This window comes from Streptomyces sp. UF-297 (genome assembly GCF_058245575.1).
Genome location: NZ_JBSIBZ010000040.1, coordinates 45600 through 68450 on the forward strand (window position 1 = coordinate 45600; position 22851 = coordinate 68450).

15 protein-coding genes and 1 pseudogene are annotated in these 22851 nt (G+C 72.9%); 13 read left to right on the plus strand and 3 right to left on the minus strand.

Annotated features, from left to right (window positions below; all coding sequences use genetic code 11):
• Nucleotides 1–23: 23 nt before the first annotated feature.
• A complete protein-coding gene (locus AC4IJH_RS22570) occupies nt 24–1022 on the minus strand; it encodes a TAXI family TRAP transporter solute-binding subunit (RefSeq protein ID WP_490853628.1) in 999 nt (332 codons plus the stop codon).
• A 164-nt stretch (nt 1023–1186) separates the two neighbouring features.
• Between AC4IJH_RS22570 and miaB the strand changes: the two genes are divergently transcribed.
• The 3 genes from miaB to AC4IJH_RS22585 all read left to right on the plus strand — a co-directional run bounded on the left by miaB (nt 1187) and on the right by AC4IJH_RS22585 (nt 5209).
• Nucleotides 1187–2671, plus strand: a complete 1485-nt coding sequence (gene miaB / locus AC4IJH_RS22575) for a tRNA (N6-isopentenyl adenosine(37)-C2)-methylthiotransferase MiaB (RefSeq protein ID WP_490853629.1) — start codon at nt 1187–1189, stop codon at nt 2669–2671.
• A gap of 308 nt (nt 2672–2979) precedes the next feature.
• Nucleotides 2980–3690, plus strand: a complete 711-nt coding sequence (locus AC4IJH_RS22580; RefSeq protein ID WP_490853630.1) for a class III extradiol dioxygenase subunit B-like domain-containing protein — start codon at nt 2980–2982, stop codon at nt 3688–3690.
• Between the two features lie 124 nt (nt 3691–3814).
• A complete protein-coding gene (locus AC4IJH_RS22585; protein ID WP_490853631.1) occupies nt 3815–5209 on the plus strand; it encodes an FG-GAP and VCBS repeat-containing protein in 1395 nt (464 codons plus the stop codon).
• 159 nt (nt 5210–5368) lie between these two features.
• On the opposite strand, the gene AC4IJH_RS22590 is transcribed toward AC4IJH_RS22585, so the two are convergent.
• Nucleotides 5369–5632 carry a gliding motility protein gene (locus AC4IJH_RS22590; protein WP_490853632.1) on the minus strand — a complete coding sequence of 88 codons (264 nt, stop codon included), beginning with the start codon at nt 5630–5632 and terminating at the stop codon, nt 5369–5371.
• Between the two features lie 182 nt (nt 5633–5814).
• On the opposite strand from AC4IJH_RS22590, the gene miaA reads away from it, so the two are divergent.
• From miaA to hflX, 6 genes are all read left to right on the plus strand, one after another.
• Nucleotides 5815–6753: a tRNA (adenosine(37)-N6)-dimethylallyltransferase MiaA gene (gene miaA / locus AC4IJH_RS22595; RefSeq protein ID WP_490853633.1), complete on the plus strand. Its 939-nt coding sequence runs from the start codon at nt 5815–5817 to the stop codon at nt 6751–6753.
• Nucleotides 6754–6862: 109 nt separating this feature from the next.
• Nucleotides 6863–7513 carry a hypothetical protein gene (locus AC4IJH_RS22600; RefSeq protein WP_490853648.1) on the plus strand — a complete coding sequence of 217 codons (651 nt, stop codon included), beginning with the start codon at nt 6863–6865 and terminating at the stop codon, nt 7511–7513.
• A 29-nt stretch (nt 7514–7542) separates the two neighbouring features.
• A complete protein-coding gene (gene dapF / locus AC4IJH_RS22605; protein ID WP_490853634.1) occupies nt 7543–8427 on the plus strand; it encodes a diaminopimelate epimerase in 885 nt (294 codons plus the stop codon).
• A 211-nt stretch (nt 8428–8638) separates the two neighbouring features.
• Entirely contained in the window at nt 8639–10894 is a 2256-nt protein-coding gene (locus AC4IJH_RS22610; RefSeq protein ID WP_490853635.1) for a RelA/SpoT family protein, read from the plus strand.
• Nucleotides 10895–10983: 89 nt separating this feature from the next.
• Entirely contained in the window at nt 10984–12516 is a 1533-nt protein-coding gene (locus tag AC4IJH_RS22615; protein WP_490853636.1) for a M1 family metallopeptidase, read from the plus strand.
• Nucleotides 12517–12755: 239 nt separating this feature from the next.
• Nucleotides 12756–14249 carry a GTPase HflX gene (hflX, locus tag AC4IJH_RS22620; RefSeq protein WP_490853637.1) on the plus strand — a complete coding sequence of 498 codons (1494 nt, stop codon included), beginning with the start codon at nt 12756–12758 and terminating at the stop codon, nt 14247–14249.
• An 85-nt stretch (nt 14250–14334) separates the two neighbouring features.
• On the opposite strand, the gene AC4IJH_RS22625 is transcribed toward hflX, so the two are convergent.
• Entirely contained in the window at nt 14335–15522 is a 1188-nt protein-coding gene (locus AC4IJH_RS22625) for a trypsin-like serine peptidase (RefSeq protein WP_490853638.1), read from the minus strand.
• 326 nt (nt 15523–15848) lie between these two features.
• On the opposite strand from AC4IJH_RS22625, the pseudogene AC4IJH_RS22630 reads away from it, so the two are divergent.
• From AC4IJH_RS22630 to AC4IJH_RS22645, 4 genes and pseudogenes are all read left to right on the plus strand, one after another.
• Nucleotides 15849–17207: pseudogene (locus AC4IJH_RS22630) on the plus strand (diaminobutyrate--2-oxoglutarate transaminase family protein); the annotation flags it as partial.
• Between the two features lie 1040 nt (nt 17208–18247).
• Nucleotides 18248–20134, plus strand: a complete 1887-nt coding sequence (locus tag AC4IJH_RS22635) for an IucA/IucC family protein (RefSeq protein WP_490853649.1) — start codon at nt 18248–18250, stop codon at nt 20132–20134.
• Nucleotides 20135–20184: 50 nt separating this feature from the next.
• Nucleotides 20185–20910 carry a GNAT family N-acetyltransferase gene (locus tag AC4IJH_RS22640; RefSeq protein ID WP_490853639.1) on the plus strand — a complete coding sequence of 242 codons (726 nt, stop codon included), beginning with the start codon at nt 20185–20187 and terminating at the stop codon, nt 20908–20910.
• A gap of 130 nt (nt 20911–21040) precedes the next feature.
• Nucleotides 21041–22831 carry an IucA/IucC family protein gene (locus AC4IJH_RS22645; protein ID WP_490853640.1) on the plus strand — a complete coding sequence of 597 codons (1791 nt, stop codon included), beginning with the start codon at nt 21041–21043 and terminating at the stop codon, nt 22829–22831.
• The last annotated feature ends 20 nt before the right edge of the window (nt 22832–22851 follow it).

Consider the following 22851-nt stretch of genomic DNA (forward strand, 5'->3'; position numbering starts at 1 on the left):
GCGGCCCACGGCACCGCGCCGGGTCACGGCTTCTCGGACAGGTAGTAGCGCCGCGCCCCTTCGTGCAGCTCCAGCGGGTCGGTGAACACGGCGGTGCGCAGGTCCACCTTCTGGGCCGCGTGCACCTCCTGCCCGATGGAGTCCCGGCTGCGTATGACCGTGCGGGTGATCCCCCAGGTCAGCAGCGGGTCCGCCCTGTCCAGCGTCACCAGCAGGTTCGCGACCGCGATCGTCTTGACCGCCCTGCCGCCCTGGATACGGGGATAGGCGTCGGCCGGCATCACGGCCGCGCGGTAGTACTTGGAGCTCTCGCCCTGCTGGTGCAGCGCTCCGATCAGGTCCCCGAGCTGTACGAGCCGTACGGGACGCCGCTCGGCCAGCCGCTGCACGGCCGAGGTGGGCAGCCCGCCCGACCAGAAGAAGGCGTCCAGCTTGCCCTCCTCCAGCAGCCGCGGCATCCGGTCGATGCCCACCGGCTCGGCCCGGACGTCCCGGTCGAGGTCCAGCCCGGCCGCCTTCAGCAGCCGCTTGGTGATCAGCTGGACGCCCGAGCCGTCCGCGCCCACCCCCACCCGCATCCGCCGGAGGTCCTTCGCCGAGCGGACCGGGGAGCCCGCGGGCACCACCAGCTGCATGTAGTCGTCGTACAGCCGGGCACAGGCCTGCAGACGGTGCGCGTCCGGCTCCTTCCTCTCCCGGTACCGCGCCACGGCATCGGCCGTCGCGATCGCGAAGCCGGCCCGGCCCGACGTCAGCTGCCGCAGGTTGTCCAGCGACCCCTCGCTGCGGCTGAGCCGCACCGTCAGCTCGGGGAGGTCGCGCGCCAGGTCCTGCTGGAGCAGCTCCCCGTAGCGCGCGTACACCCCGGTCGGCACCCCGGTCGCGAGCGTGACCCGCCCGCGCGGCACCGGATCGCTCTCCAGCGGACGCAGCCACCACAGCAGCAGCCCGGCGGCGGCCAGCGCCACGGCGGCGATCCGGAGCGCCCGGCGCCTGCCGATGCGGGGGAGTGCGGTGACCATGGGGCGGATCCTGCCAGGCGCGGGCCCGAATGGGGAGGGGCGGCGGCTCCCGGGCCCTGAACTGCGGCGGACCACCGCTGCGAGGCGGGAGCGGCGGTGCGGGAAAGGTGCGGGAAACGGGAGGGGCGCGGCCCGGGGGCGACCACGTACCCTGGTCGATTGAGATGAGTGCGAAGACATACGAGGTGCGCACCTACGGGTGCCAGATGAACGTCCACGACTCCGAGCGCCTGTCGGGCCTGCTGGAGGACGCCGGATACGTGCCCGCGCCCAAGGACGCCGAGGGCGCGGATGTCGTCGTCTTCAACACCTGCGCGGTGCGGGAGAACGCCGACAACCGGCTCTACGGCAACCTCGGCCAGCTCGCGCCGAAGAAGGCCGCGCGCCCTGGCATGCAGATCGCCGTCGGCGGCTGCCTGGCCCAGAAGGACCGCGACACCATCGTCAAGAAGGCCCCCTGGGTCGACGTGGTCTTCGGCACCCACAACATCGGCAAGCTGCCGGTGCTGCTGGAGCGGGCCCGCGTCCAGGAAGAGGCGCAGGTCGAGATCGCCGAATCGCTGGAGGCGTTCCCCTCGACCCTGCCCACCCGCCGCGAGAGCGCGTACGCGGCCTGGGTCTCCATCTCGGTGGGCTGCAACAACACCTGCACCTTCTGCATCGTCCCGGCGCTGCGCGGCAAGGAGAAGGACCGCCGCCCCGGCGACATCCTCGCCGAGGTCGAGGCGCTGGTCGCCGAGGGCGTCTCCGAGATCACCCTGCTCGGCCAGAACGTCAACGCCTACGGCTCCGACATCGGCGACCGCGAGGCCTTCAGCAAGCTGCTGCGCGCCTGCGGCAAGATCGAGGGCCTGGAGCGGGTCCGCTTCACCTCCCCGCACCCGCGCGACTTCACCGACGACGTCATCGCCGCCATGGCCGAGACGCCCAACGTCATGCACCAGCTCCACATGCCGCTGCAGTCCGGCTCGGACACCGTCCTGAAGGCGATGCGCCGCTCGTACCGCCAGGACCGCTACCTGGGCATCATCGAGAAGGTGCGGGCCGCGATGCCGGACGCCGCGATCTCCACCGACATCATCGTGGGCTTCCCCGGCGAGACCGAGGAGGACTTCGAGCAGACCATGCACGTGGTGCGCGAGTCCCGCTTCGCGCAGGCCTTCACCTTCCAGTACTCCAAGCGGCCCGGCACCCCCGCGGCCGAGATGGAGGGGCAGATCCCCAAGGAGGTCGTGCAGGCCCGCTACGAGCGCCTGGTCGCCCTCCAGCAGGAGATCTCCTGGGAGGAGAACAAGAAGCAGGTCGGCCAGACCCTGGAGGTCATGGTCGCCGAGGGCGAGGGGCGCAAGGACGACGCCACCAACCGGCTGTCCGGGCGGGCGCCCGACAGCCGCCTGGTGCACTTCGCGCGGCCGTCGGAGCCGGTGCGGCCCGGCGACATGGTGACCGTGGAGATCACGTACGCGGCGCCGCACCACCTGCTGGCCGAGGGGGCGCCGCTGTCGGTGCGGCGTACGCGGGCGGGGGATGCCTGGGAGAAGCGGCAGGCTGCGCCGGCGGAGCCGGTGAAGGGTGTGATGCTGGGGCTGCCGTCGATCGGGGCGCCGGTTTCGTCTCCCGCGCCTACGGGTGGGTGCGGCTGCGACTGAAGCCTTGCGGCTTCGTCGTTTCGGGTTCGTCGTTTCGGGTTCGTCGTGGTGCCTTTCGGTTTCGTCGTGGTGCCGGGGACGTACCTTTGGGGCCGGTGTGCTGGACTGCTTCGCTTTACGTCCAGCACACCGGCCCCTGCGGCACGTCCCCTCCTGTCGGTTTGTCGGGTGGCCGGTGGGTGCGCCCCCTCCCGTTCAGTTTGTTGGGTTCGTCGGGTGGTCGGCGGGCGCGTTCCGGCCCGTTCGGTTTGTCCGATTTGTCGGGTTCAGGGGTCGGTGGTTGATCTTCTCGGGCTACGCTGCCGTACATGCTCGTAGCCGCCGCTGTCTGTCCCTGTCCGCCCCTGCTCGTGCCCGAGGTTGCCGCGGGTGCCGCGGGTGAGCTGGACGCCTTGCGTGCCGCCTGTCTGGATGCTGTCGGAGTGCTGGCGGCGGCGCGGCCCGACCGTCTGGTGGTTCTGGGGCCCGCCGAGCAGGCGGGGCGGGGGCCGCATCCGCAGGGTGCTGTGGGGTCCTTCCGCGGGTTCGGTGTGCCGGTCGACGTACGGCTGGGCGCTGCGGCGGACACTCCGGAGCGCGAGCTGCCGCTGTCGCTGTCCGTCGGGGCCTGGCTGCTGGCGCGTACGGACTGGGCCGATGCCCCGGTGGAGGGGCTGGGTGTCGGCGAGCCGCTGACGCGGGACCGGTGTCTTGAGGTCGGGCAGGAGATCGCGGCGTCCGCGGAGCGGGTGGCGCTGCTGGTGATGGGCGACGGGAGTGCCTGCCGTACGGTCAAGGCGCCCGGCTATTTCGACGACCGGGCCGAGGCGTTCGACGCCGAGGCGGCCCGCGCGCTGGGCGCCGCCGACATCGACGCGCTGACCGCCCTGGACGAGGAACTCGCCTTCGACCTCAAGGCCTCGGGCCGCGCCTGCTGGCAGGTCCTGGCCGGTGCCGCGCAGGGCGCGGGGCTGCGCGGCGAGCTGCTGCGGGATGAATTCCCTTACGGCGTGGGCTACTTCGTGGCCGCTTGGTCCTGATCCCGGCCCGCTCCCCTTCCGTTGCGCGTACAACCAAGTCATCGCCTCGTGGGTCACTCTTTGCGCACTGTTCACAGGAGCACGCCTCAACGGCGGTTCTGGGATGCGGAGGAGACCGACACGTATGCGCAGAACCTCCAAGGTCCTTTGGAGTACGGCCTGTTCGGGTGTGCTGGCGGCCGGGCTGCTGTCGGTGGCCGCGCCGGTGGCGTCGGCGGCGCCCCCGGGTATCCGGGGTGACTTCAACGGTGACGGGTATGGCGATGTGGCCGCGGCTTCCGACGTCAAGGGGGGCCGGGTCACGGTCTTCTACGGTTCGGCCTCGGGGCGCTTCGGTGGCGGGCGGGTGGACCTGGGCCAGCACTCGCCGGGTGTGCCGGGCACCGACGAGGACGGCGACCGCTTCGGCAAGGCCCTGTCGGTCGGCGACTTCGACAAGGACGGCTACAGCGACCTGGCGGTCGGCGTGCCCGGTGAGGTCACGACCGGTCAGTTCGTCAGCGGAGCGGTGACCGTCCTGTGGGGCGGCGCCTTTGGGCTGTCCGGCGGCACTGCGGTCGACACCGGTGCCCCCGTGCCCATCGACCCCTCCGAGGGCGTGGGGACTTCTGTGGCCGCGGCCGACTTCACCGGCGACGGCCAGAGCGACCTCGCCGTCGCCGCCGGGGGCACCGTACGGCTGGTGAAGGGCCCGATCGCCCGCTCGGGCCGGCACGCGGGCGTGGTGGCGCAGCGGAGCGGAGGCTGGATCCACCGGCTGCTCGCGGCCGACATGGACGGCGACTCCAGGGCCGACCTCACCGTGGTGAACGGCTGGAACCCGGAAGGGGGCGGCATCCCGAGCTACTCCGTGGTCCGGATGCCCGGCACGCCCGCCGGCATCGGCCCTGCCGTAACGGACGCCGAGGCGTCCGAGGCCGTCGCCGAGATCGACTCCACCGTGGAGAGCGCGATCGGCGACATCGACGGGGACGGCAGGGGCGATCTGGCGTTCAGTGAGGGCTGGCGGGTCACCGTCGTGCACTCCGGCGGCGGGCGGCGCACGGTCACCGTCGACCAGGACACCGAGGGCGTACCGGGCACCTCGGAGAACGGCGACAACTTCGGCGACGCGCTGGCCATCGGCGATGTGGACGGCGACGGCTTCGCAGACCTGGCCGTCGGGGCGCCGGGGGAGACGCTGGGGAGCGGTACCGCCGCGGTGCGGGGCGCCGGTGCGGTGACGCTGCTGCGCGGTTCGGCCGCGGGGGTCACCACTGCGGGTGCGCAGTTCTTCACGCAGGACAGCGCGGGAGTGCCCGGCCACGCGGAGAAGGACGACCGCTTCGGCTCCGAACTGCTGCTGAGCGACGCCGACGGCGACGGGCGGGCCGATCTGACGGTCACGGCCGAGCGGGAAAACGGCACCGGGATGATCTGGAACCTGCCCGGTACGGCCTCCGGCCTCACCGGTGAGGGCTCGGCGTACTTCGGCGCCCCGGCGGGCGCCACGGGCTTCGGCAGCCCGCTGGCCGGCTGAGACGGGCACGGAACGGCCGCGGAGCACACGCTCCGCGGCCGTTTCTGAGTTCCGGCGGGTACCGGACCCGCTGCCGCCCTGGGCCGAGCCCGGCCCTGAGGTCCTCCAGCAGGCCCATGGGCGCCTTCCCGTGTTCTGTGCGAACGGCGACGTATGCGCCTACTTGCGGGCGCCCTCCCCGGCCTCGCTGTCGGCAGCGGCCTGGGCCGACTGCTGCTTGGGGATCTCGACGCCCTCGGCGGCAGCCGCCTCGCCCTCCTTGGCGGCCTCGGACTCCGACGAGGTCTTCTCGCCCTCCTGCTCGGCCTTGGCCTCGTCGCCGGGCTCCTCGGCCGGCTCCGACTCCGCCGTTACGGTGGCGGCCGCAGCCTCTTCCGTTGACGCCTCGTCCTTACGACGCCGAAACCGTGAAAACACGCCCATATCTACTCCATACCTGACTCGTGTGGGCGAAATCCCGCGTCGCCCGGAGCGCCCCATTGCGCCGAGCTCGCAAGCCGATCCGGAAACCGGCTGTCGGAACCTCGCAACAGGCAACGACCCTGAAGGCGGACCGTCACGTCGCTCGTTCGAGATGAGGCCCCGAGGTTTGCGAGACTGACGCCGTGAGAAACCCAGCCCAGGCCCCCCGGGTCATCGCCGTCGTCGGCCCCACCGCGGCCGGAAAGTCCGATCTGGGCGTCGCGCTCGCCCAGCACCTGGACGGCGAGGTCGTCAACGCCGACTCCATGCAGCTGTACGCAGGCATGGACATCGGTACCGCCAAGCTGACGCCCGAGGAGCGGCAGGGCGTGCCGCACCACCTGCTGGACATCTGGGACGTGACCCGGACGGCCAACGTCGCCGAGTACCAGCGCCTGGCCCGCGCCGAGATCGACCGCCTGCTGGCCCAGGGCCGTACCCCGATCCTAGTCGGCGGCAGCGGCCTGTACGTGCGCGGGGCGCTGGACGTACTGGACTTCCCCGGCACCGACCCGGCGGTACGCGCCCGCCTGGAGGAGGAGCTGGAGCGCGAGGGCAGCGGCGCGCTGCACGCCCGCCTGGCCGCGGCCGACCCGGACGCCGCGCGCGCCATCCTGCCCGGCAACGGCCGCCGGATCGTGCGCGCCCTGGAGGTCATCGAGATCACCGGCAAGCCCTTCACCGCCAACCTGCCGCGCCACGAGTCGGTCTACGACACCGTGCAGATCGGCGTGGACGTCCAGCGGCCCGAACTCGACGAGCGCATCGCGCTGCGGGTGGACCGCATGTGGCAGGACGGGCTGGTGGAGGAGGTGCGGGAGCTGGAGGCCAAGGGGCTGCGCGAGGGCCTGACGGCCTCCCGCGCGCTGGGCTACCAGCAGGTGCTGGCCCAGCTGGCGGGGGAGTGCACCGAGCAGGAGGCGCGCGCCGAGACCGTACGCGCCACCAAGCGCTTCGCGCGCCGCCAGGACTCCTGGTTCCGCAGGGATCCCAGGGTCCACTGGCTCAGCGGAGCCGCAGATCAGCGGGCGGAACTTCCCGGCCGGGCACTGGCGTTGCTCGAACGACCGGTCACAGCCTGATCACGTCATGGCATCGGGACGCTCCGGCCGTCATCAGGGCCCCCGCGGGCGTGCCATCATCGACCTTCGATCGAACCGTGCAGTCGGGAAGTTGGGAGGGCGCGTGGCGATGGAGGCCGGCCCTCGGAACAGACCGCAACAGCCGGACGGCCGACGGGACGAGGCACAGCCGCTGACCGCGGACGGCCAGGACGCCGTGCTGCCCGCGCAGACCTCGGCAGCCGCGCAGGAGCCGCAGGAGCAGGACGCCCTCGACTCCCCGGATCCCCTGGGGACTTCGGACGCCCTGGACGGCCACGACAGCCCCGACGCCCTCGTGGACCCCGACGCGCTGCCGGACCCGGACGCGCTCGGGGTCTCCGACGCTCTTGACGGCTCGGACGGACCCGACGCGGAGCGCCCGGACGCCCCGGAGACCGCGGCCTCCTTCCGGGACCTGCGCCCGCCGCGCCGGCTGCGCCTGTGGCAGCTGGCCCCCATCGTGGTGCTGGGCGCCGTCGGCTCGCTGATGTTCGCCTTCCCGCTCGCCTTCGAGTTCGGCGGCGACGGCGGCGCGTACATCGCCATGCTCGGCCTGCTGCTGAGCTGCTGCGCCGCGGGCTGGGGCATGATGGCCGCCCGCCGCGTCGGCCACACCTGGCCCGGCCTGCCGCCGCGCGGCTCGGGGCGCCGCCCGGACTGGCGCGTGGTGCTGGTCTACACCGCGGTCGTGCTGGTGCTGGCCGCCCTGGCCATCTGGCGCGTGGCCCGCCTGCGCTGAGTGTCTGCGCCTGCCCGTACGATTCAAGGGTGAGCAACGAGCAGCGCATCGCCTTCCTCAAGGGCCACGGCACCGAGAACGACTTCGTGATCGTTCCCGACCCGGACGGCCGTCTGGACCTGCCCGCCGCCGCCGTCGCCCGGCTGTGCGACCGCCGGGCCGGCATCGGCGGCGACGGTGTGCTGCGGGTGGTCCGCGCCGCCGCCCACCCCGAGGCGCGCGCGATGGCCGACGAGGCCGAATGGTTCATGGACTACCGCAACGGCGACGGCTCGATCGCCGAGATGTGCGGCAACGGCGTCCGCGTCTTCGCCCGCTACCTGCAGCACGCCGGCCTCGTCGAGCCCGGCGACCTGGCGATCGCCACCCGCGCCGGGGTGCGCCGCGTCCACCTGTCCAAGGAGGGCGACGTCACCGTGTCCATGGGTCGCGCCACCCTCCCCGAGGACGGCGTCACGGTCACCGTGGACGGCCGCAGCTGGCCCGCCCGCAACGTGAACATGGGCAACCCGCACGCCGTCGCCTTCGTGGACGACCTCGCCCACGCCGGAGAACTGCGCACCGAGCCCCCCTTCGCGCCCGCCGCCGTCTACCCGGACGGCGTGAACATCGAATTCGTCGTGGACCGCGGGCCGCACCATGTGGCCATGCGGGTCCACGAGCGCGGCTCGGGCGAGACCCGCTCCTGCGGCACGGGCGCCTGCGCCGTGGCCGTGGCCGCGGCCCGCAGGGACGGCCTGGACCCCGCCGTCACGGACAGCCCCGTCACGTACACCGTCGATGTGCTCGGCGGCAGCCTCACCATCACCGAGCTGCCCGACGGCACGGTCGAGATGACCGGCCCCGCGGTGATCGTCGCCGAGGGCACCCTCGACCCGTCCTGGCAGGCCACGCACCTGGCCGGGGCCCTCTGAGCGAGCCGACCGCCTCCTCGCGCGCCCTCCAATAGGCCCCGGCGCACGAGGAGCGCAAGGCGGACCGGACAAGGCTTCGCTCGAATGGGTGATCCGGTTCACTCTGGGCGAGAGCCGGACTGCGGTGCGTGATGGGCTCGGTAGCATCAAGCACCGGCCCGGACATCCGCCTGATGGTTCCGACCGCCGGTCGAGGCTGCCGGAGGTGCCCATGAGCGCAGAGGCCACCAATCCAGGTGCGCACCCAGAGCTACACCTGGGAGACGCCCCCAGCCGCAAGCGCGGCCGCCCACGACTGGAGCTGAGAGGGCTGCGCCGTATCGGGCGGGCCGCGCTCCTGGGCCCGGCCGCGCGCGACCGGCTGCCCGACGCCCTGGAGCACGTCGCCAAGGTCCACCGCTCGCACCACCCCGCCGCCGAGCTGGACATCCTCAGCGAGGCCTACGCGCTCGCCGAGAGCTCGCACCGCGGCCAGCTGCGCAAGAGCGGCGAGCCGTTCATCACCCACCCGCTCGCCGTCACCCTGATCCTGGCCGAACTGGGCGCGGAGACCACGACCTTGACCGCGTCCCTGCTCCACGACACCGTCGAGGACACCGATGTGACGCTCGATCAGGTCCGCGAGCGGTTCGGCGAGGAGGTGTGCTACCTCGTCGACGGCGTCACCAAGCTGGAGAAGGTCGACTACGGCGCCGCCGCCGAGCCCGAGACCTTCCGCAAGATGCTCGTCGCCACCGGCAACGACGTGCGCGTGATGTCCATCAAGCTCGCCGACCGGCTGCACAACATGCGCACCCTCGGTGTGATGCGGCCCGAGAAGCAGGCCCGGATCGCCAAGGTGACCCGCGATGTGCTCATCCCGCTCGCCGAGCGCCTGGGCGTCCAGGCCCTGAAGACCGAGCTGGAGGACCTGGTCTTCGCCATCCTGCACCCCGAGGAGTACGAGGCCACCCGCCGCCTCGTCGCCGAGCACGCCGCCCGCCCCGACCCGCTCGCCACCATCGCCGAGCGGGTGCGCGCCGTATTGGACGAGGCCGACATCGACGCCGAAGTCCTCATCCGGCCGCGCCACTTCGTCTCCGTGCACCGCGTCCGCATGAGCCGCGGCGAGGTGACCGGCGCCGACCTCGGGCGGCTGCTGGTGCTGGTCGCCGAGGACGCCGACTGCTACGCCGTCCTGGGCGAGCTGCACACCTGCTTCACCCCGGTCGTCTCGGAGTTCAAGGACTTCATCGCGGCGCCCAAGTTCAACCTCTACCAATCGCTGCACACGGCCGTCACGGGCCCGGGCGGGGAGATTGCCGAAACGCTTATTCGCACCCACCAGATGCACCGCGCCGCCGAGGCCGGAGTGATCGCGCTGGGCAACCCGTACGCCCCCACCGAGGGCTCGGACACCCCCGACGGCGAGCGCGCCGACCCCACCCGCCCCGGCTGGCTCTCGCGCCTGCTGGACTGGCAGCGCGCCACCCCCGACCCGGACACCTTCTGGACCTCGCTGCGCGCCGACCTCGCCCAGGACCGCGAGATCACGGTCTTTCGCGCGGACAGCGGCGCCGGCGCCACCGGGGGCACCACCGGCACCATCGGGCTGCCCGCCGGGGCGAGTTGTGTGGACGCCGCCTACGCGCTGCACGGCGAGGAGGCCCACTGCTGTATCGGCGCGCGGGTCAACGGCCGCCTGGCCACGCTCTCCACCGTCCTGCGCGACGGCGACAGCCTGCATCTGCTGATGGCGCAGGACTCCGCCGCCGGGCCCTCCCCGGAGTGGCTGGAGCACGCCCGTACGCCCGCGGCCCGGCTCGCCATCTCCCGCTGGCTGGCGGCCCATCCGGGAGACGAGGCTCCCGCACCGGCATCCGGCGCCCGCACCGCGGCGGGAACCGGGAGCATGCAGGTCGGACGCGCCCCGGCCCGGGCGGGTAAGGTCGCCCCGGCCCGGTCGGGCGAGCGGCGGCCCACCGGCCCCGCCGCCGTGCTCCCCGTCACCGACCTGCCCGGCGCCGCCGCACGCCTGGCGGGCTGCTGCACCCCCGTACCACCGGACGCCGTCACCGGATTCGCCGTACGCGGCGGCTTCGTCACCGTCCACCGCGCGCTGTGCCCCGTAGTGGCCCGGATGGCGGCGGCGGGGCGGGAGCCGGTCGGGGCGCGCTGGCCGCAGGCGCAGGAGTGCGGGGCGGACGGCGACCAGGGGCAGGGGTGCCGGGTCACGCTCCTGGCGGAGGCCTTCAGCCGCCCGCACCTGCTGGCCGACCTGACCGAGGTCATCGCCGCCCAGGGCGCGGCGGTGGTCTCCGCGGCCGTCGAACCGCCCCGCGAGCAGCGCGTGCGGCACACCTACACGCTGCACCTGCCGGACGCCGCGGGCCTGCCCTCCCTGATGCGGGCGATGCGCCAAGTGCCCGGCGTCTTCGATGTGTTGCGCGCGGGACGGGCCCGGCCGGCCGCCGCGGCGCGCTCGTGAAGGCAACGGGTGGCGCACGGACCGCCCGTTCGGGTGCCGTGCTGCCGCGCCACCGCGCCCGAAGCGGGGTGCGCTGATAGCGGTAGGCCATGCCGTTCTCCCTCCGCCTCGCGCCCCGGCCGCACGCCGTGCGCCCCTCTCGTACGCCGGACTCCTCCCGTACGGACCGTGCCGCCCCCCGGCCCCGCTCCTCCCGGCGCAGCGCCGCCCTGGCAGCAGTGGCCGTCGCCGCGCTCGTCGCGGCCGGACTGCCCTCTTCCGCGGGCCCTCTGGGCATCGGTGACCACCTCTTCCCGCAGCTGGGCAACCCCGGCTACGACGTCACCGGCTACGACATCGCCCTGACGTACAAGGGCCGCAACGACCGGCCCCTGGAGGCCGTCACCACCATCACCGCCCGCGCCACCGCCTCCCTGGACCACGTCAACCTCGACTTCACCCACGGCACGGTCCACTCCGTCACCTTCGACGGCAGGCCCGCGCGCCACGCCTCCCACGGCCACGACCTCGTCGTCACCCCCGGCCGCCGCGTGCGCGCCGGCTCCCCGATGCGCATCACCGTCCGGCACACCAGCGATCCGCGCGGCAGCGGCGACGGCGGCTGGATCCGTACCAGCGACGGGCTGGCCATGGCCAACCAGGCGGACGCCGCCCACCGGGTCTTCCCCTGCAACGACCACCCCTCCGACAAGGCGTACTTCACCTTCCGCGTCACCGCGCCGAGCGACGTCAAGGCCGTGGCCAACGGGCGGCCCGTCGCGCGCAGCGAGCGCGGCGCGGCCACCACCTGGACGTACCGCACCGCCCACCCCATGGCCACCGAGCTCGCCCAGGTCGCCATCGGGCGCTCGGCCGTCGTGGGCCGCGCCGGGCCGCACGGCCTGCCGCTGCGCGATGTGGTGCCCGTCGCGGACCGCGCGCGCCTGGAGCCCTACCTCGCCAGGACGCCGCACCACGTGGCCTGGATGGAGAGCAAGGTCGGCCGCTACCCCTTCGAGAACTACGGCGTGCTCGTCGTGGACGCCAAGACCGGCTTCGAGCTGGAGACCCAGACCCTCTCGCTCTTCGAGAAGGTGCTGTTCGACCCCGTCCGCTACCCCGTCTGGTACACCGAGGGGATCATGGTGCACGAGCTGGCGCACCAGTGGTTCGGCGACAGCGTCAGCCCCCGGCGGTGGTCGGACCTGTGGCTGAACGAAGCCCATGCCACCTGGTACGAGGCCCTGTACGCACAGGAGCAGGCGGGCATCTCCCTGCGGGAGCGTATGCGCCGTGCGTACGAGTCCTCCGACTACTGGCGCGCGGACGGCGGGCCGCCCGCCGCGCCCAGGCCCCCCGCCCCCGGCCACAAGATCAGCCTGTTCCGTCCCGTCGTCTACGACGGCGGCGCGCTCGTGCTCTACGCGCTGCGCGAGACGATCGGGCCGGCCGCCTTCGAGCGGCTCCAGCGCGCCTGGGTCGCCGAGCACCGCGACGGCGTCGCCTCCACCGCCGACTTCACCGCGCTCGCCTCCCGCGTCTCGGGGCAGGACCTGACGCGCTTCTTCCAGGAATGGCTGTACGGGGCACGGACCCCGGCGATGCCCGGGCACCCGGACTGGAGGCCCGCCCCGGCGCGGTAGCGCGCCCCTCCGGCCACCCCGTACGCCCACCGGTCCCGCCCCGTCCCCGTCCGCGCGCCGGGTACGGGCGGGCCACCTGGGGAAAACCCGTGTGACGCGGCCCGGGTACCGTGCGACCATCAACGGGTCGACGCCGACGCGCCGGGAATCTCCCGGGCGGTCAGGACGTTGTCACCAGCGACGGCCCCGGCGAGCCACCCGGCTCCCAGCAGGGGCCTCCCAACGACACAAAGGATCAAATGACCTCCTCTTCTTCCCTTCCGCAGGACCGACAGCGCCTCTCCGAGGGCCTTCGAGCCGACGCCCTGATGGAAGAGGACGTCGCCTGGAGCCACGAGATCGACGGGGAGCGTGACGGCGACCAGTACGACCGCTCGGAGCGCGCGGCACTGCGCCGCGTCGCGGGTCTGTCGACCGAGCTGGAGGACGTCACCGAGGTCGAGTACCGACAGCTGCGCCTGGAGCGCGTGGTACTGGTCGGTGTGTGGACCTCCGGCACCGTCCAGGACGCCGACAACTCCCTCGCGGAGCTGGCGGCCCTGGCCGAGACCGCGGGCGCCATGGTGCTCGACGGCGTCACCCAGCGCCGCGACAAGCCGGACCCGGCCACCTACATCGGCTCGGGCAAGGCCCAGGAGCTGCGCGACATCGTGCTCGAAACCGGGGCGGACACCGTCGTGTGCGACGGTGAGCTCTCCCCGGGCCAGCTGATCCACCTCGAGGACGTCGTCAAGGTCAAGGTGGTCGACCGCACCGCCCTGATCCTGGACATCTTCGCCCAGCACGCCAAGTCCCGTGAGGGCAAGGCGCAGGTCTCCCTGGCACAGATGCAGTACATGCTCCCCAGGCTCCGTGGCTGGGGTCAGTCGCTGTCCCGTCAGATGGGCGGCGGTGGCTCCAGCAGCGGCGGCGGTGGCATGGCCACCCGTGGTCCCGGTGAGACCAAGATCGAGACGGACCGGCGCCGGATCCGCGAGAAGATGGCGAAGATGCGCCGGGAGATCGCGGAGATGAAGACCGGGCGCGACATCAAGCGCCAGGAGCGCAAGCGCAACAAGGTCCCCTCGGTCGCCATCGCCGGCTACACCAACGCCGGCAAGTCCTCGCTGCTCAACCGCCTCACCGGCGCGGGTGTGCTGGTGGAGAACGCCCTGTTCGCCACCCTGGACCCGACCGTGCGCCGGGCCGAGACGCCCAGCGGACGGCTCTACACCCTCGCCGACACCGTCGGCTTTGTCCGCCATCTCCCGCACCACCTCGTCGAGGCGTTCCGCTCCACGATGGAGGAGGTCGGCGACTCCGACCTGATCCTGCACGTGGTCGACGGCTCGCACCCGGTGCCGGAGGAGCAGCTGGCCGCGGTGCGCGAGGTGATCCGCGACGTCGGCGCCACCGACGTACCCGAGATCGTGATCGTCAACAAGGCGGACGCGGCCGACCCGCTCGTCCTGCAGCGCCTGCTGCGCAACGAGAAGCACGCGATCGCCGTCTCGGCCCGTACGGGCGAGGGCATCGAGGAGCTGCTCGCGCTCATCGACGAGGAACTCCCGCGCCCCGAGGTCGAGATCGAGGCGCTGGTGCCCTACACCCAGGGCGCGCTGATCTCGCGTGCGCACGCCGAGGGCGAGGTGATCTCCGAGGAGCACACCGCGGAGGGCACGCTCCTGAAGGCGCGGGTCCACGAGGAACTGGCGGCCGAACTCCAGCCGTACACCCCGGCGGCCCAGAGCTGACGCGGCTCGCCCGCAGCACACAAAAGGCCCGCCCCCGGTCTCCCGGGGGCGGGCCTTCGCGGTGGGGTGCCTCAGCGGCGCCGGATCAGCGCTTGCTGGCCCACTTCTTGCTCATCGCCTCGTACATGGCCTTCGCCTCGGGGCCCAGGTGCGGGCCGGCCGACCAGCGAGCGGGGCGCGGGCCCATCGACATGTTGGACACGATGACCTTCTTGCCGCCCTTGTCCATGAACCAGGGGCCGCCGGAGGAGCCACCGGTCATGGTGCAGCCGATCATGTACATCGTCGGGTGCGAGGGCTGACGGGAGAGCCGGCTCGGCTTGTCGGTGCACGCGTACTGCACCGCACCGTCGAACGGCGGCTCGGCCGGGTATCCCTGAGCGGTGATGCTGGGGATCTTGGGGATCGCCGGCGCGTTGAACTCGATGTCGTACGCGCCGCCGGCCATCTCCTCCAGCGACTTGCCGCCGTTGGGACGCTCGGACTGCATGTGCATCAGCGCGAAGTCGTACGAGGACATCGGCACGCCGGGGACGGCGCCGCCCTTGTCGATCCACTGCTGCGAGGTCGCCATGTCGTCGGCCCACCAGCGGCCGCCGGGCAGCCGCTCGGAGTCCGGGGCGCCCTGCATCTCGACGCGCGACTTGCCGTCCTTGTTGGCGCTCGGGATGAACACCATGTTGCGGTACCAGCCGCCGTTCTTGCCCGCGTGCACGCAGTGCGCGGCGGTCCACACCAGGTTGGACTTGCCGGGGTGCGCCGGGTCCTTGACCACCGCACCGGAGCACACGGCCTGGCCCTCGGGCATGCTGAAGAGGATCTTGCCGACGCCGGGAGCGCTCTGGGTGTAGGGCGTCTTGACGCGCTGCGCGGGGACGGCCACCGGCTCAGGGTCGGTCTTGCCCTGGTCCTTGGAGATGTCCTCGGGCTTGCTCGGCGGTTCGACCGGCTTGGCCTTGTCCATCCGCTCGGGGTTCCAGAAGTCCTTGATGATCGGGTTGATGAACTGCCCGGCCTCGCGCAGCCAGGTGTCCTTGTCCCAGTTCTTCCAGTCGCCGTTCTTCCACTTGTCGAGGTCGATGCCGTGCTTCTTGAGCTTGTCCTCGATGTCCTTGGGAAGCTTCAGCTCACCCCCACCCGCGCCGTCTTGCGCCGCGGACTGGCTGGGCTGGGCGCCGGCGTTGTTCTCGTCCGGGCCGCACGCGGTCGCGGTCATGGCCACCACGGCGGTGAGCGCGGCCGCGGCCAGGACCGGCCGACGTATCGTTCGCATGGGTGAGTTCCCCCTGGTGTGTTTCGTCCTGTGCTGTGTGCAACTGCGGCCGTTCGGCCGTTCCGACAGTTGTCATGCACGCCCAAAGGCGCGGAATGCAGGACCCTACTATGCCGGTGCTGATGGGGACGGTGATGACCGGGTCCTCGGTTCCTGCCCGCTCCCGCCCGCCGGGTCCCTTTTCCGCCAAGGATCTTCCGCGAGACCGTGATCCGCCGCGGACGGCGTCGTTGGTACGTACGGGGGAACGCGACGCGGCGTTCACGCCTCACCGGTGCCCGTCCTCCCCCGTGAGCGCCCGTCAGCAGCAGGAGGACCGAACCGCCGTGGCCCCGACCCCGCCTCCGCCCATGGCATCGCCCCCGTCCCCCGAGGGCATCCTGCGCCGGCAGTCGCTCCGCGAGTCCGCCGCCCGCACCTACGCGCGCTCGCTGCCCATCGTTCCGGTACGCGCCCGCGGACTGACCATCGAGGGCGCCGACGGCCGCCGCTATCTGGACTGCCTCTCCGGCGCCGGCACGCTCGCGCTGGGGCACAACCACCCCGTGGTGCTCGACGCGATCCGCGCGGTCCTCGACTCCGGGGCGCCGCTGCACGTCCTGGACCTGGCCACGCCCGTCAAGGACGCCTTCACCACCGAGCTGTTCGCCACGCTCCCCAAGGAGCTCGCCGAACACGGCCGTATCCAGTTCTGCGGCCCGGCCGGCACGGACGCGGTCGAGGCCGCCTTCAAGCTCGTGCGCACGGCCACGGCGCGGGAGGGGCTGATGGCCTTCTCCGGCGCCTACCACGGCATGACGGCGGGGGCGCTCGCAGCGTCCGGCGGCGCGCGGGAGGTGGGCGTGACCCGGCTGCCGTACCCGTACGACTACCGCTGCCCCTTCGGTACGGGCGGGCAGCGCGGCGCCGAACTCGCCGCCCGCTGGACCGAGAACCTGCTGGACGACCACAAGAGCGGGGTGCCCGGGCCCGCCGGGATGATCCTGGAACCGGTCCAGGGCGAGGGCGGGGTCATCCCGGCGCCCGACGACTGGCTGCGGCGCATGCGGGAGGTCACCGCCGAGCGCGGCATCCCGCTGATCGTGGACGAGGTGCAGACCGGCGTCGGGCGCACCGGGGCCTTCTGGGCCGTCGAGCACAGTGGGATCGTGCCGGATGTGATGGTGCTCTCCAAGGCCATCGGCGGCAGCCTGCCCTTGGCGGTCATCGTCTACCGCGAGGAACTGGACGCCTGGGAGCCGGGGGCGCACGCCGGGACGTTCCGCGGCAATCAGCTCGCCATGGCGGCGGGCGCCGCGACCCTGCGGTACGTCCGCGAGCACGGGCTCGCCCGGCGCGCGGCGGAACTGGGCGGCCGGATGCTGGCCCGCCTCAGCGGCCTGGCCGCCGCCCACGACTTCATCGGCGATGTGCGCGGCCGCGGTCTGATGCTCGGCCTGGAACTCGTCGACCCATACGCCCCCGCCGACCGCAACGGCGCCCGCCCCGCCGCCCCGCACCTGGCCGCCGCCGTCCAGCAGCAGTGCCTGCACCGGGGCCTGATCATCGAGCTCGGCGGCCGTCACGCCTCCGTCGTCCGCCTTCTGCCCCCACTCACCATCACCGACGAACAAGCCCACGCCATCCTCGACCGCCTCACCGACGCCCTCACCACAGCGGCCCGCACGACCCTTTCCCCGCCCTCATCCCTGCCCTCCTCTCCCTCTCCCTCTCCCTCTGCCTCTGCCTCTGCCTCTGCTGCGATTCCTTCCCCTGCCGCCGTCGCCGAGGGCTGTACGGGGGTGCCGTCGGCCGAGGTGACATCTGACGCGGCGGGGGAGTGCGCCGGGGCTCGGGGTGAGCCGGCCGGGGCGTCGGTCGCGCCTGCCGAGGGGCGGGCTGAGGGCGTCGGCGCGCCGAGCGCGCTGGCCGGGGCTTTGGCCGAAGAAGCCACCTTCGACGCCGCTCCGGCCGCATACCCGGTCTCACCGGCCACCCCGCCGCCGGTGCCCGTCCCCCTCACCGCACCCACTCCATCCGCCGCCCCCGCCTCCTTGTCCACCGAGCCGCCGGGAGCGCCGCACGCGACAACACCGACCTTGCGAGGCACCCTCCGATGACGCAGCGCCCGGGCTCCGACGTCCCTCCACCCGATGAACGCCTCCCCGTCCACAAACGGCTGGCCCGCCTGATCGACCCCACCGTTCCCCGCCAGCCCCGCAACACCAGCACCCGCCAGGACACGGACCCCACCACCCGTACAACTCCAGCCAAGGGGGCCGGGGTTGGTGGCGCGGCGAGCGAGGAGCCCGGGGCGGTCGCGGGGCGGGCAGGCGCCGCGGAGCCCGGGACGGTCGCCGGGGCGGCGGGCGACGAGCGCGCGGGCCGGGCGAGCGGCCCGCCTCCCGCTGCAGGACCGGTTTCCACGAGCCCCGGCCCCGGCGGGTCGAGGGACGAGGCCCTCCAGGCCGACGGGCTGGTGGACACGGAACCCGGGGCGTTGGAGCCGACGGCTGACGGCTCCGCGTACAGCGGGGCGGAGAGTACGGCCACCGCTGGTGACCGGGCGGTGGGCGCAGGTTCGGGCCCCGGTGGCCCGGTGAGCGAGGCTCCCAGGCCGGGCAAGGCTGAGGCCGCGGCGGCTGAGGCTGAAGAGGCTGCCGTCGGGGGCGGCCCTGCCGAGCGGGCCATTGAGGTCGGCGAAGCGGCAGGGAGCGGAGACAGCGAGCCGGTGGGCGGAGGTGCGATGTCCGGCTGGCTGCCGCGGCAGGAGGAGGGTGGCTACTGGCCCGAACTCGGTCTCGCGGGTAGCTCGTTGAGGGTGTCGGACGGCTCTGATCCGCTGGACCACCCGGATGCTGTGGTCGCAGCCGACGCGGCCGGTGTCGAGAGTCTGCTGCGTTGTTGGGTGCGCGAGACGGGGGTGGGGCGGGCGGCGGGAGACGCATTGCGCATCCCGCTCGGGGCCAGCGGCGTGGTGCTGCGGGTGGCCGTCCGCTACTGGTCACCGACGGGATGGCACCGCTTCGGTGCTGCCCGCCTCGAAGGTGCGCCGCACGACGCCGCGCCCCTGGACGCCGTCACCCTCGCCGCCCTGCTCGGCCGCGAGGCCGCGTACGGCGACCGCGCACCGCGGACCGGCCAGGGGGAGGCGGGGCGCGCCAGGGACGAGGCGGGGGGAGAGGCCGCCGAGTTGGTGGGGCGGGTGGCCAACTCCGTGCGGTGTACGGCCGAGTTCATCGCCGAGCGGCGCTCGCGGCCCGCCGACGAGCACGGCGTACGGTTTCTCGACGCCGAGCAGTCGCTGGTCCTGGGCCACCCCCTGCACCCCACACCCAAGAGCCGCGAAGGGCTCTCGGACGCCGAGACCCGTACCTACTCGCCCGAACTGCGTGGCTCCTTCCCCCTGCACTGGATGGCCGTCGACCGATCCGTACTAGCCGCCGACTCGGCCTGGACCGAGCGCGGCAGGACGGTGCCCGCCGACCAGCTGATCGTCCGGCTGGCCGCCGCCGGCCACCGGCTCCCCGGCAACTGCGTCCCACTGCCCCTGCACCCCTGGCAGGCCCGCGAGCTGCGTACCCGCTCCGACGTCGCCACGCTCCTGGACGCCGGACTGCTGCACGACCTGGGCCCGGGCGGCCCGGCCTGGTACCCCACCTCCTCCGTACGCACCGTCTGTCGCCCCGGCACCGACGCCATGCTCAAGCTCTCCCTGGGCCTGCGCATCACCAACTCCCGCCGCGAGAACCTCCGTAAGGAACTCGAACGCGGCCTCGAAGTGCACCGCCTGCTGCGCACCGGCCTCGCCGAGGAGTGGCAGTCGGCCTTCCCCCGGGAGATGGGCTTCGGCATCGTCCGCGACCCGGCCTGGCTGGCCGTGACCGCGGCCGACGGCGAGCCCGTCCACGGCCTGGACGTCGTCATCCGCAACAACCCCTTCTCCACCACCGACGACGCCGTGTGCATCGCCGCACTCACCTCACCCCGCCCCTGGCCGGGCCACCCCCACACGCGCTCCCGGCTGGCCGACCTCATCGACACGCTGACCGCCCGCACCGGACGCCCGGCGGGCGCGGTCGCCACCGAGTGGTTCCTGCGCTACCTCGAAGCCGTCGTACGCCCCATCCTCTGGCTCGACGGCACGGCAGGCATCGCCCTGGAAGCCCACCAGCAGAACACCCTCGTCCTGCTGGATCCCGACGGCTGGCCGGCCGGCGGCCGCTACCGCGACAACCAGGGCTACTACTTCCGCCGGTCCCGGCGCACCGACCTGGAGGCACGGCTGCCCGGCATCGGCGCCACCAGCGACACCTTCGTCCCGGACGAGGTCGCCGACGAGCGCTTCGCCTACTACCTCGCCATCAACAACGTCCTCGGCCTCATCGGCGCCTTCGGATCTCAGCGCCTGGCGGGCGAGGAGATCCTGCTCGCCGCCTTCCGGCGCTTCCTGGCCGACGCCGCCACGGCCCCGGCGGCCCACCGCTCCGTACTGCCCGGACAGCTTCTGGCCACCCCCACCCTGCGCTGCAAGGCCAACTTCCTGACCCGGCTGCACGGCCTGGACGAACTCGTCGGCCCCGTCGACACCCAGTCCGTCTACGTCACCATCCCCAACCCCCTTCATCCATGACCCACTTCACCGCCTCGCCCCGCTAGGGGCCACGGGAGGAGAGCGTCGCCGTGCCCCCCACCGACTCCAGCCCCGGCCCCGGCACCACCACGGGTTCCAGCGCCGACGACACCCTCGACCTGCGGATCGAGCCGGACCCCGAACCCGCCGCGCTGTTCACCGCGTACACCGCCGGCCCCGCCCTGCCGGGCGACCCGTCCGCAGGCCCCCTGCTGGACGGCCTGGCCTCCTGGGGCGCGGCCGACACCCGGCACGGCCCCTTCCAGCTCGTCCCCGTCCGCCTCGACCGAGACCTGCCGCTCCTGACGCGCTGGATGAACGACCCGGCCGTCGCGGCCCTTTGGAACCTGTCAGGCCCCGCCGAGACCACCGCGGCCCATCTGCGGGCCCAGCTCGACGGAGACGGGCGCAGCGTGCCCTGCCTGGGCGTCCTCGCCGGAGTCCCCATGAGCTACTGGGAGATCTACCGCGCCGATCTCGCCGCCATCGCCCGCTACTACCCGGCCCGCCCGCACGACACCGGTGTGCGTCTGCTCATCGGAGCCGTCGCCGACCGCGCCCGGGGTATCGGCACCACGCTCCTGCGCGCCGCCGCCGATCTCGTCCTCGACCACCGGCCCTGCTGCGGGCGGGTCATCGCCGAGCCCGATCTGCGCAACACTCCCTCCATCGCCGCTTTCCTGGGCGGCGGATTCCACTTCGCCGCCGAAATCGAACTCCCCGACAGGCAAGCGGCCCTGATGATCCGTGACCGCGCCTTCCGTGATCTTCTGTGAGTCGTATCCTCTCCCGGTTGCCCCACGTCCATCCCCGACCCGAGCGTCCTGTCCACCGTCCGTCCCCCTTTCGCTGCTACTTCTCCTACACCGCTCCCACCGCACCGGTTCCACTCCGAGGAGTCCAGCCATGTCCTCTTCCCCGCAGCCCGCTCCCACCGCTTCGCGGCAGCCCGATCGCACCGCCTGGCAGCACGCCGCACGTCGGCTTCTCGCCAAAACCCTGGCGGAATTCGCGTACGAGGAAGTCATCACCCCCGAGCCCGACGGCTTCGCGTCCGACGGCACCCCCCAATACCGCCTCCCTCTCACCCCCGAGGTCACCTACCGCTTCCGCGCCCGCCGCGGCACGTACGGACACTGGCGGGTGGACGCCGACTCCATCACCCCCACCGGCGACCCCCTCCACTTCCTCGCCCACGCCCACGACACCGTCCTCGGCCTGAGCGGCGACACGACCGGTCACCTCATACGCGAACTGACCGCCACCCTCGCCGCAGACGTCCGCCTGGACGCCACGGCAGTCAGCGCCGCCGCCCTCGCCGACCTCGACTACGCGGACCTGGAAGGCCACCAGACCGGCCACCCCTGGCTCGTGGCCAACAAGGGGAGGTTCGGCTTCTCCGCCGCCGACGCCGCCCGCTGGGCCCCCGAGGCCCGCACCCCGCAACGCCTGCCCTGGCTCGCCGTCCACCGCAGCCTCGCCCAGTACCGGGGCGTCCCCGAACTGGCCACCCCCGAAAGCCTCTACGCCGAGGAGCTCACCCCCGAGCAGCGCGAGGCCTTCGCCCGCGCCGTCGCCGACCGCGGCCAAGACCCCGGCGACTACCTCTACCTGCCCGTGCACCCCTGGCAGTGGGACGAGACCATCGCCCCCCTCTTCGCCCCGCAGACGGCCGACGCCACGATCATCGAGCTGCCCACCGACGGCGATCTGCGGATTCCGCAGCAGTCCATCCGCACCTTCCTCAACGCCAGCCGCCCGCACGGCCGTACGGTCAAGCTCCCGCTGTCCATCCTCAACACCCTGGTCTGGCGCGGACTGCCCACCGAACGCACCCTGGCCGCCCCCGCCGTCACCCGGTGGGTGCACGCACTGCGCGACGCCGACCCGTTCCTGCGTGACGAGACCCGGGTGGTCCTGCTCGGCGAGACCGCCTCGGTCACCGTCGAACACCCCTTGTACGACCGCCTCCCCGGTGTCCCGTACCAGTACAAGGAACTCCTCGGCTGCATCTGGCGCGAGCCGCTGGCCCCCTGCCTGGACCCCGGCGAGCGCGCCCGTACCCTCGCCGCGCTGCTCCAGACCGACCCGCACGGCCGCTCCCTGACCGCCGAGCTCGTGCGCCGCTCCGGCCTGGACCCGCAGACCTGGCTGCGCCACCTCTTCGCCGCCCTGCTGCCCCCGCTCCTGCACTTCCTCTACCAGTACGGCACGGTCTTCTCCCCGCACGGCGAGAACACCATCGTCGTCTTCGACGAGCACGACGTCCCCACCCGGCTCGCGGTCAAGGACTTCGTCGACGACGTCAACACCACCTCAGGGCCGCTGCCCGAGCTGGACGACATGCCCGCCGACGTGCGCGCCATCCTCCTGACCGAACCCCCCTCCTTCCTCACCCAGTTCATCCACTCCGGTCTCTTCATCGGAGTCTTCCGCTACCTCGCGCCCCTGTGTGAGGAGCAACTGGGCGTTCCCGAGGTCGAGTTCTGGTCCCTCGTACAGGCCGAGATCCTCCGCCACCACGAGCGCTTCCCCCACCTCAAGGACCGCTTCGAGACCTTCGACCTGCTCACCCCGCGCATCGACCGCCTGTGCCTGAACCGCAACCGCCTGCACATGGACGGCTACCGCGACCGCCCCGAGCGCCCGCACGCCGCCGTCCACGGAACCGTCCCCAACCCCCTGCACAGACCGTGACCGGGAAGATTGTCAGTGGT

What these genes read in the sequence shown, in the direction of transcription:
- AC4IJH_RS22570 (WP_490853628.1), bottom strand. Translation starts at nt 1,022, where the DNA reads ATGGTCACCGCACTCCCCCGCATCGGCAGGCGCCGGGCGCTCCGGATC.
- miaB (WP_490853629.1), top strand. Translation starts at nt 1,187, where the DNA reads ATGAGTGCGAAGACATACGAGGTGCGCACCTACGGGTGCCAGATGAAC.
- AC4IJH_RS22580 (WP_490853630.1), top strand. Translation starts at nt 2,980, where the DNA reads ATGCTCGTAGCCGCCGCTGTCTGTCCCTGTCCGCCCCTGCTCGTGCCC.
- AC4IJH_RS22585 (WP_490853631.1), top strand. Translation starts at nt 3,815, where the DNA reads ATGCGCAGAACCTCCAAGGTCCTTTGGAGTACGGCCTGTTCGGGTGTG.
- AC4IJH_RS22590 (WP_490853632.1), bottom strand. Translation starts at nt 5,632, where the DNA reads ATGGGCGTGTTTTCACGGTTTCGGCGTCGTAAGGACGAGGCGTCAACG.
- AC4IJH_RS22600 (WP_490853648.1), top strand. Translation starts at nt 6,863, where the DNA reads ATGGAGGCCGGCCCTCGGAACAGACCGCAACAGCCGGACGGCCGACGG.
- AC4IJH_RS22610 (WP_490853635.1), top strand. Translation starts at nt 8,639, where the DNA reads ATGAGCGCAGAGGCCACCAATCCAGGTGCGCACCCAGAGCTACACCTG.
- AC4IJH_RS22615 (WP_490853636.1), top strand. Translation starts at nt 10,984, where the DNA reads ATGCCGTTCTCCCTCCGCCTCGCGCCCCGGCCGCACGCCGTGCGCCCC.
- hflX (WP_490853637.1), top strand. Translation starts at nt 12,756, where the DNA reads ATGACCTCCTCTTCTTCCCTTCCGCAGGACCGACAGCGCCTCTCCGAG.
- AC4IJH_RS22625 (WP_490853638.1), bottom strand. Translation starts at nt 15,522, where the DNA reads ATGCGAACGATACGTCGGCCGGTCCTGGCCGCGGCCGCGCTCACCGCC.
- AC4IJH_RS22635 (WP_490853649.1), top strand. Translation starts at nt 18,248, where the DNA reads ATGTCCGGCTGGCTGCCGCGGCAGGAGGAGGGTGGCTACTGGCCCGAA.
- AC4IJH_RS22645 (WP_490853640.1), top strand. Translation starts at nt 21,041, where the DNA reads ATGTCCTCTTCCCCGCAGCCCGCTCCCACCGCTTCGCGGCAGCCCGAT.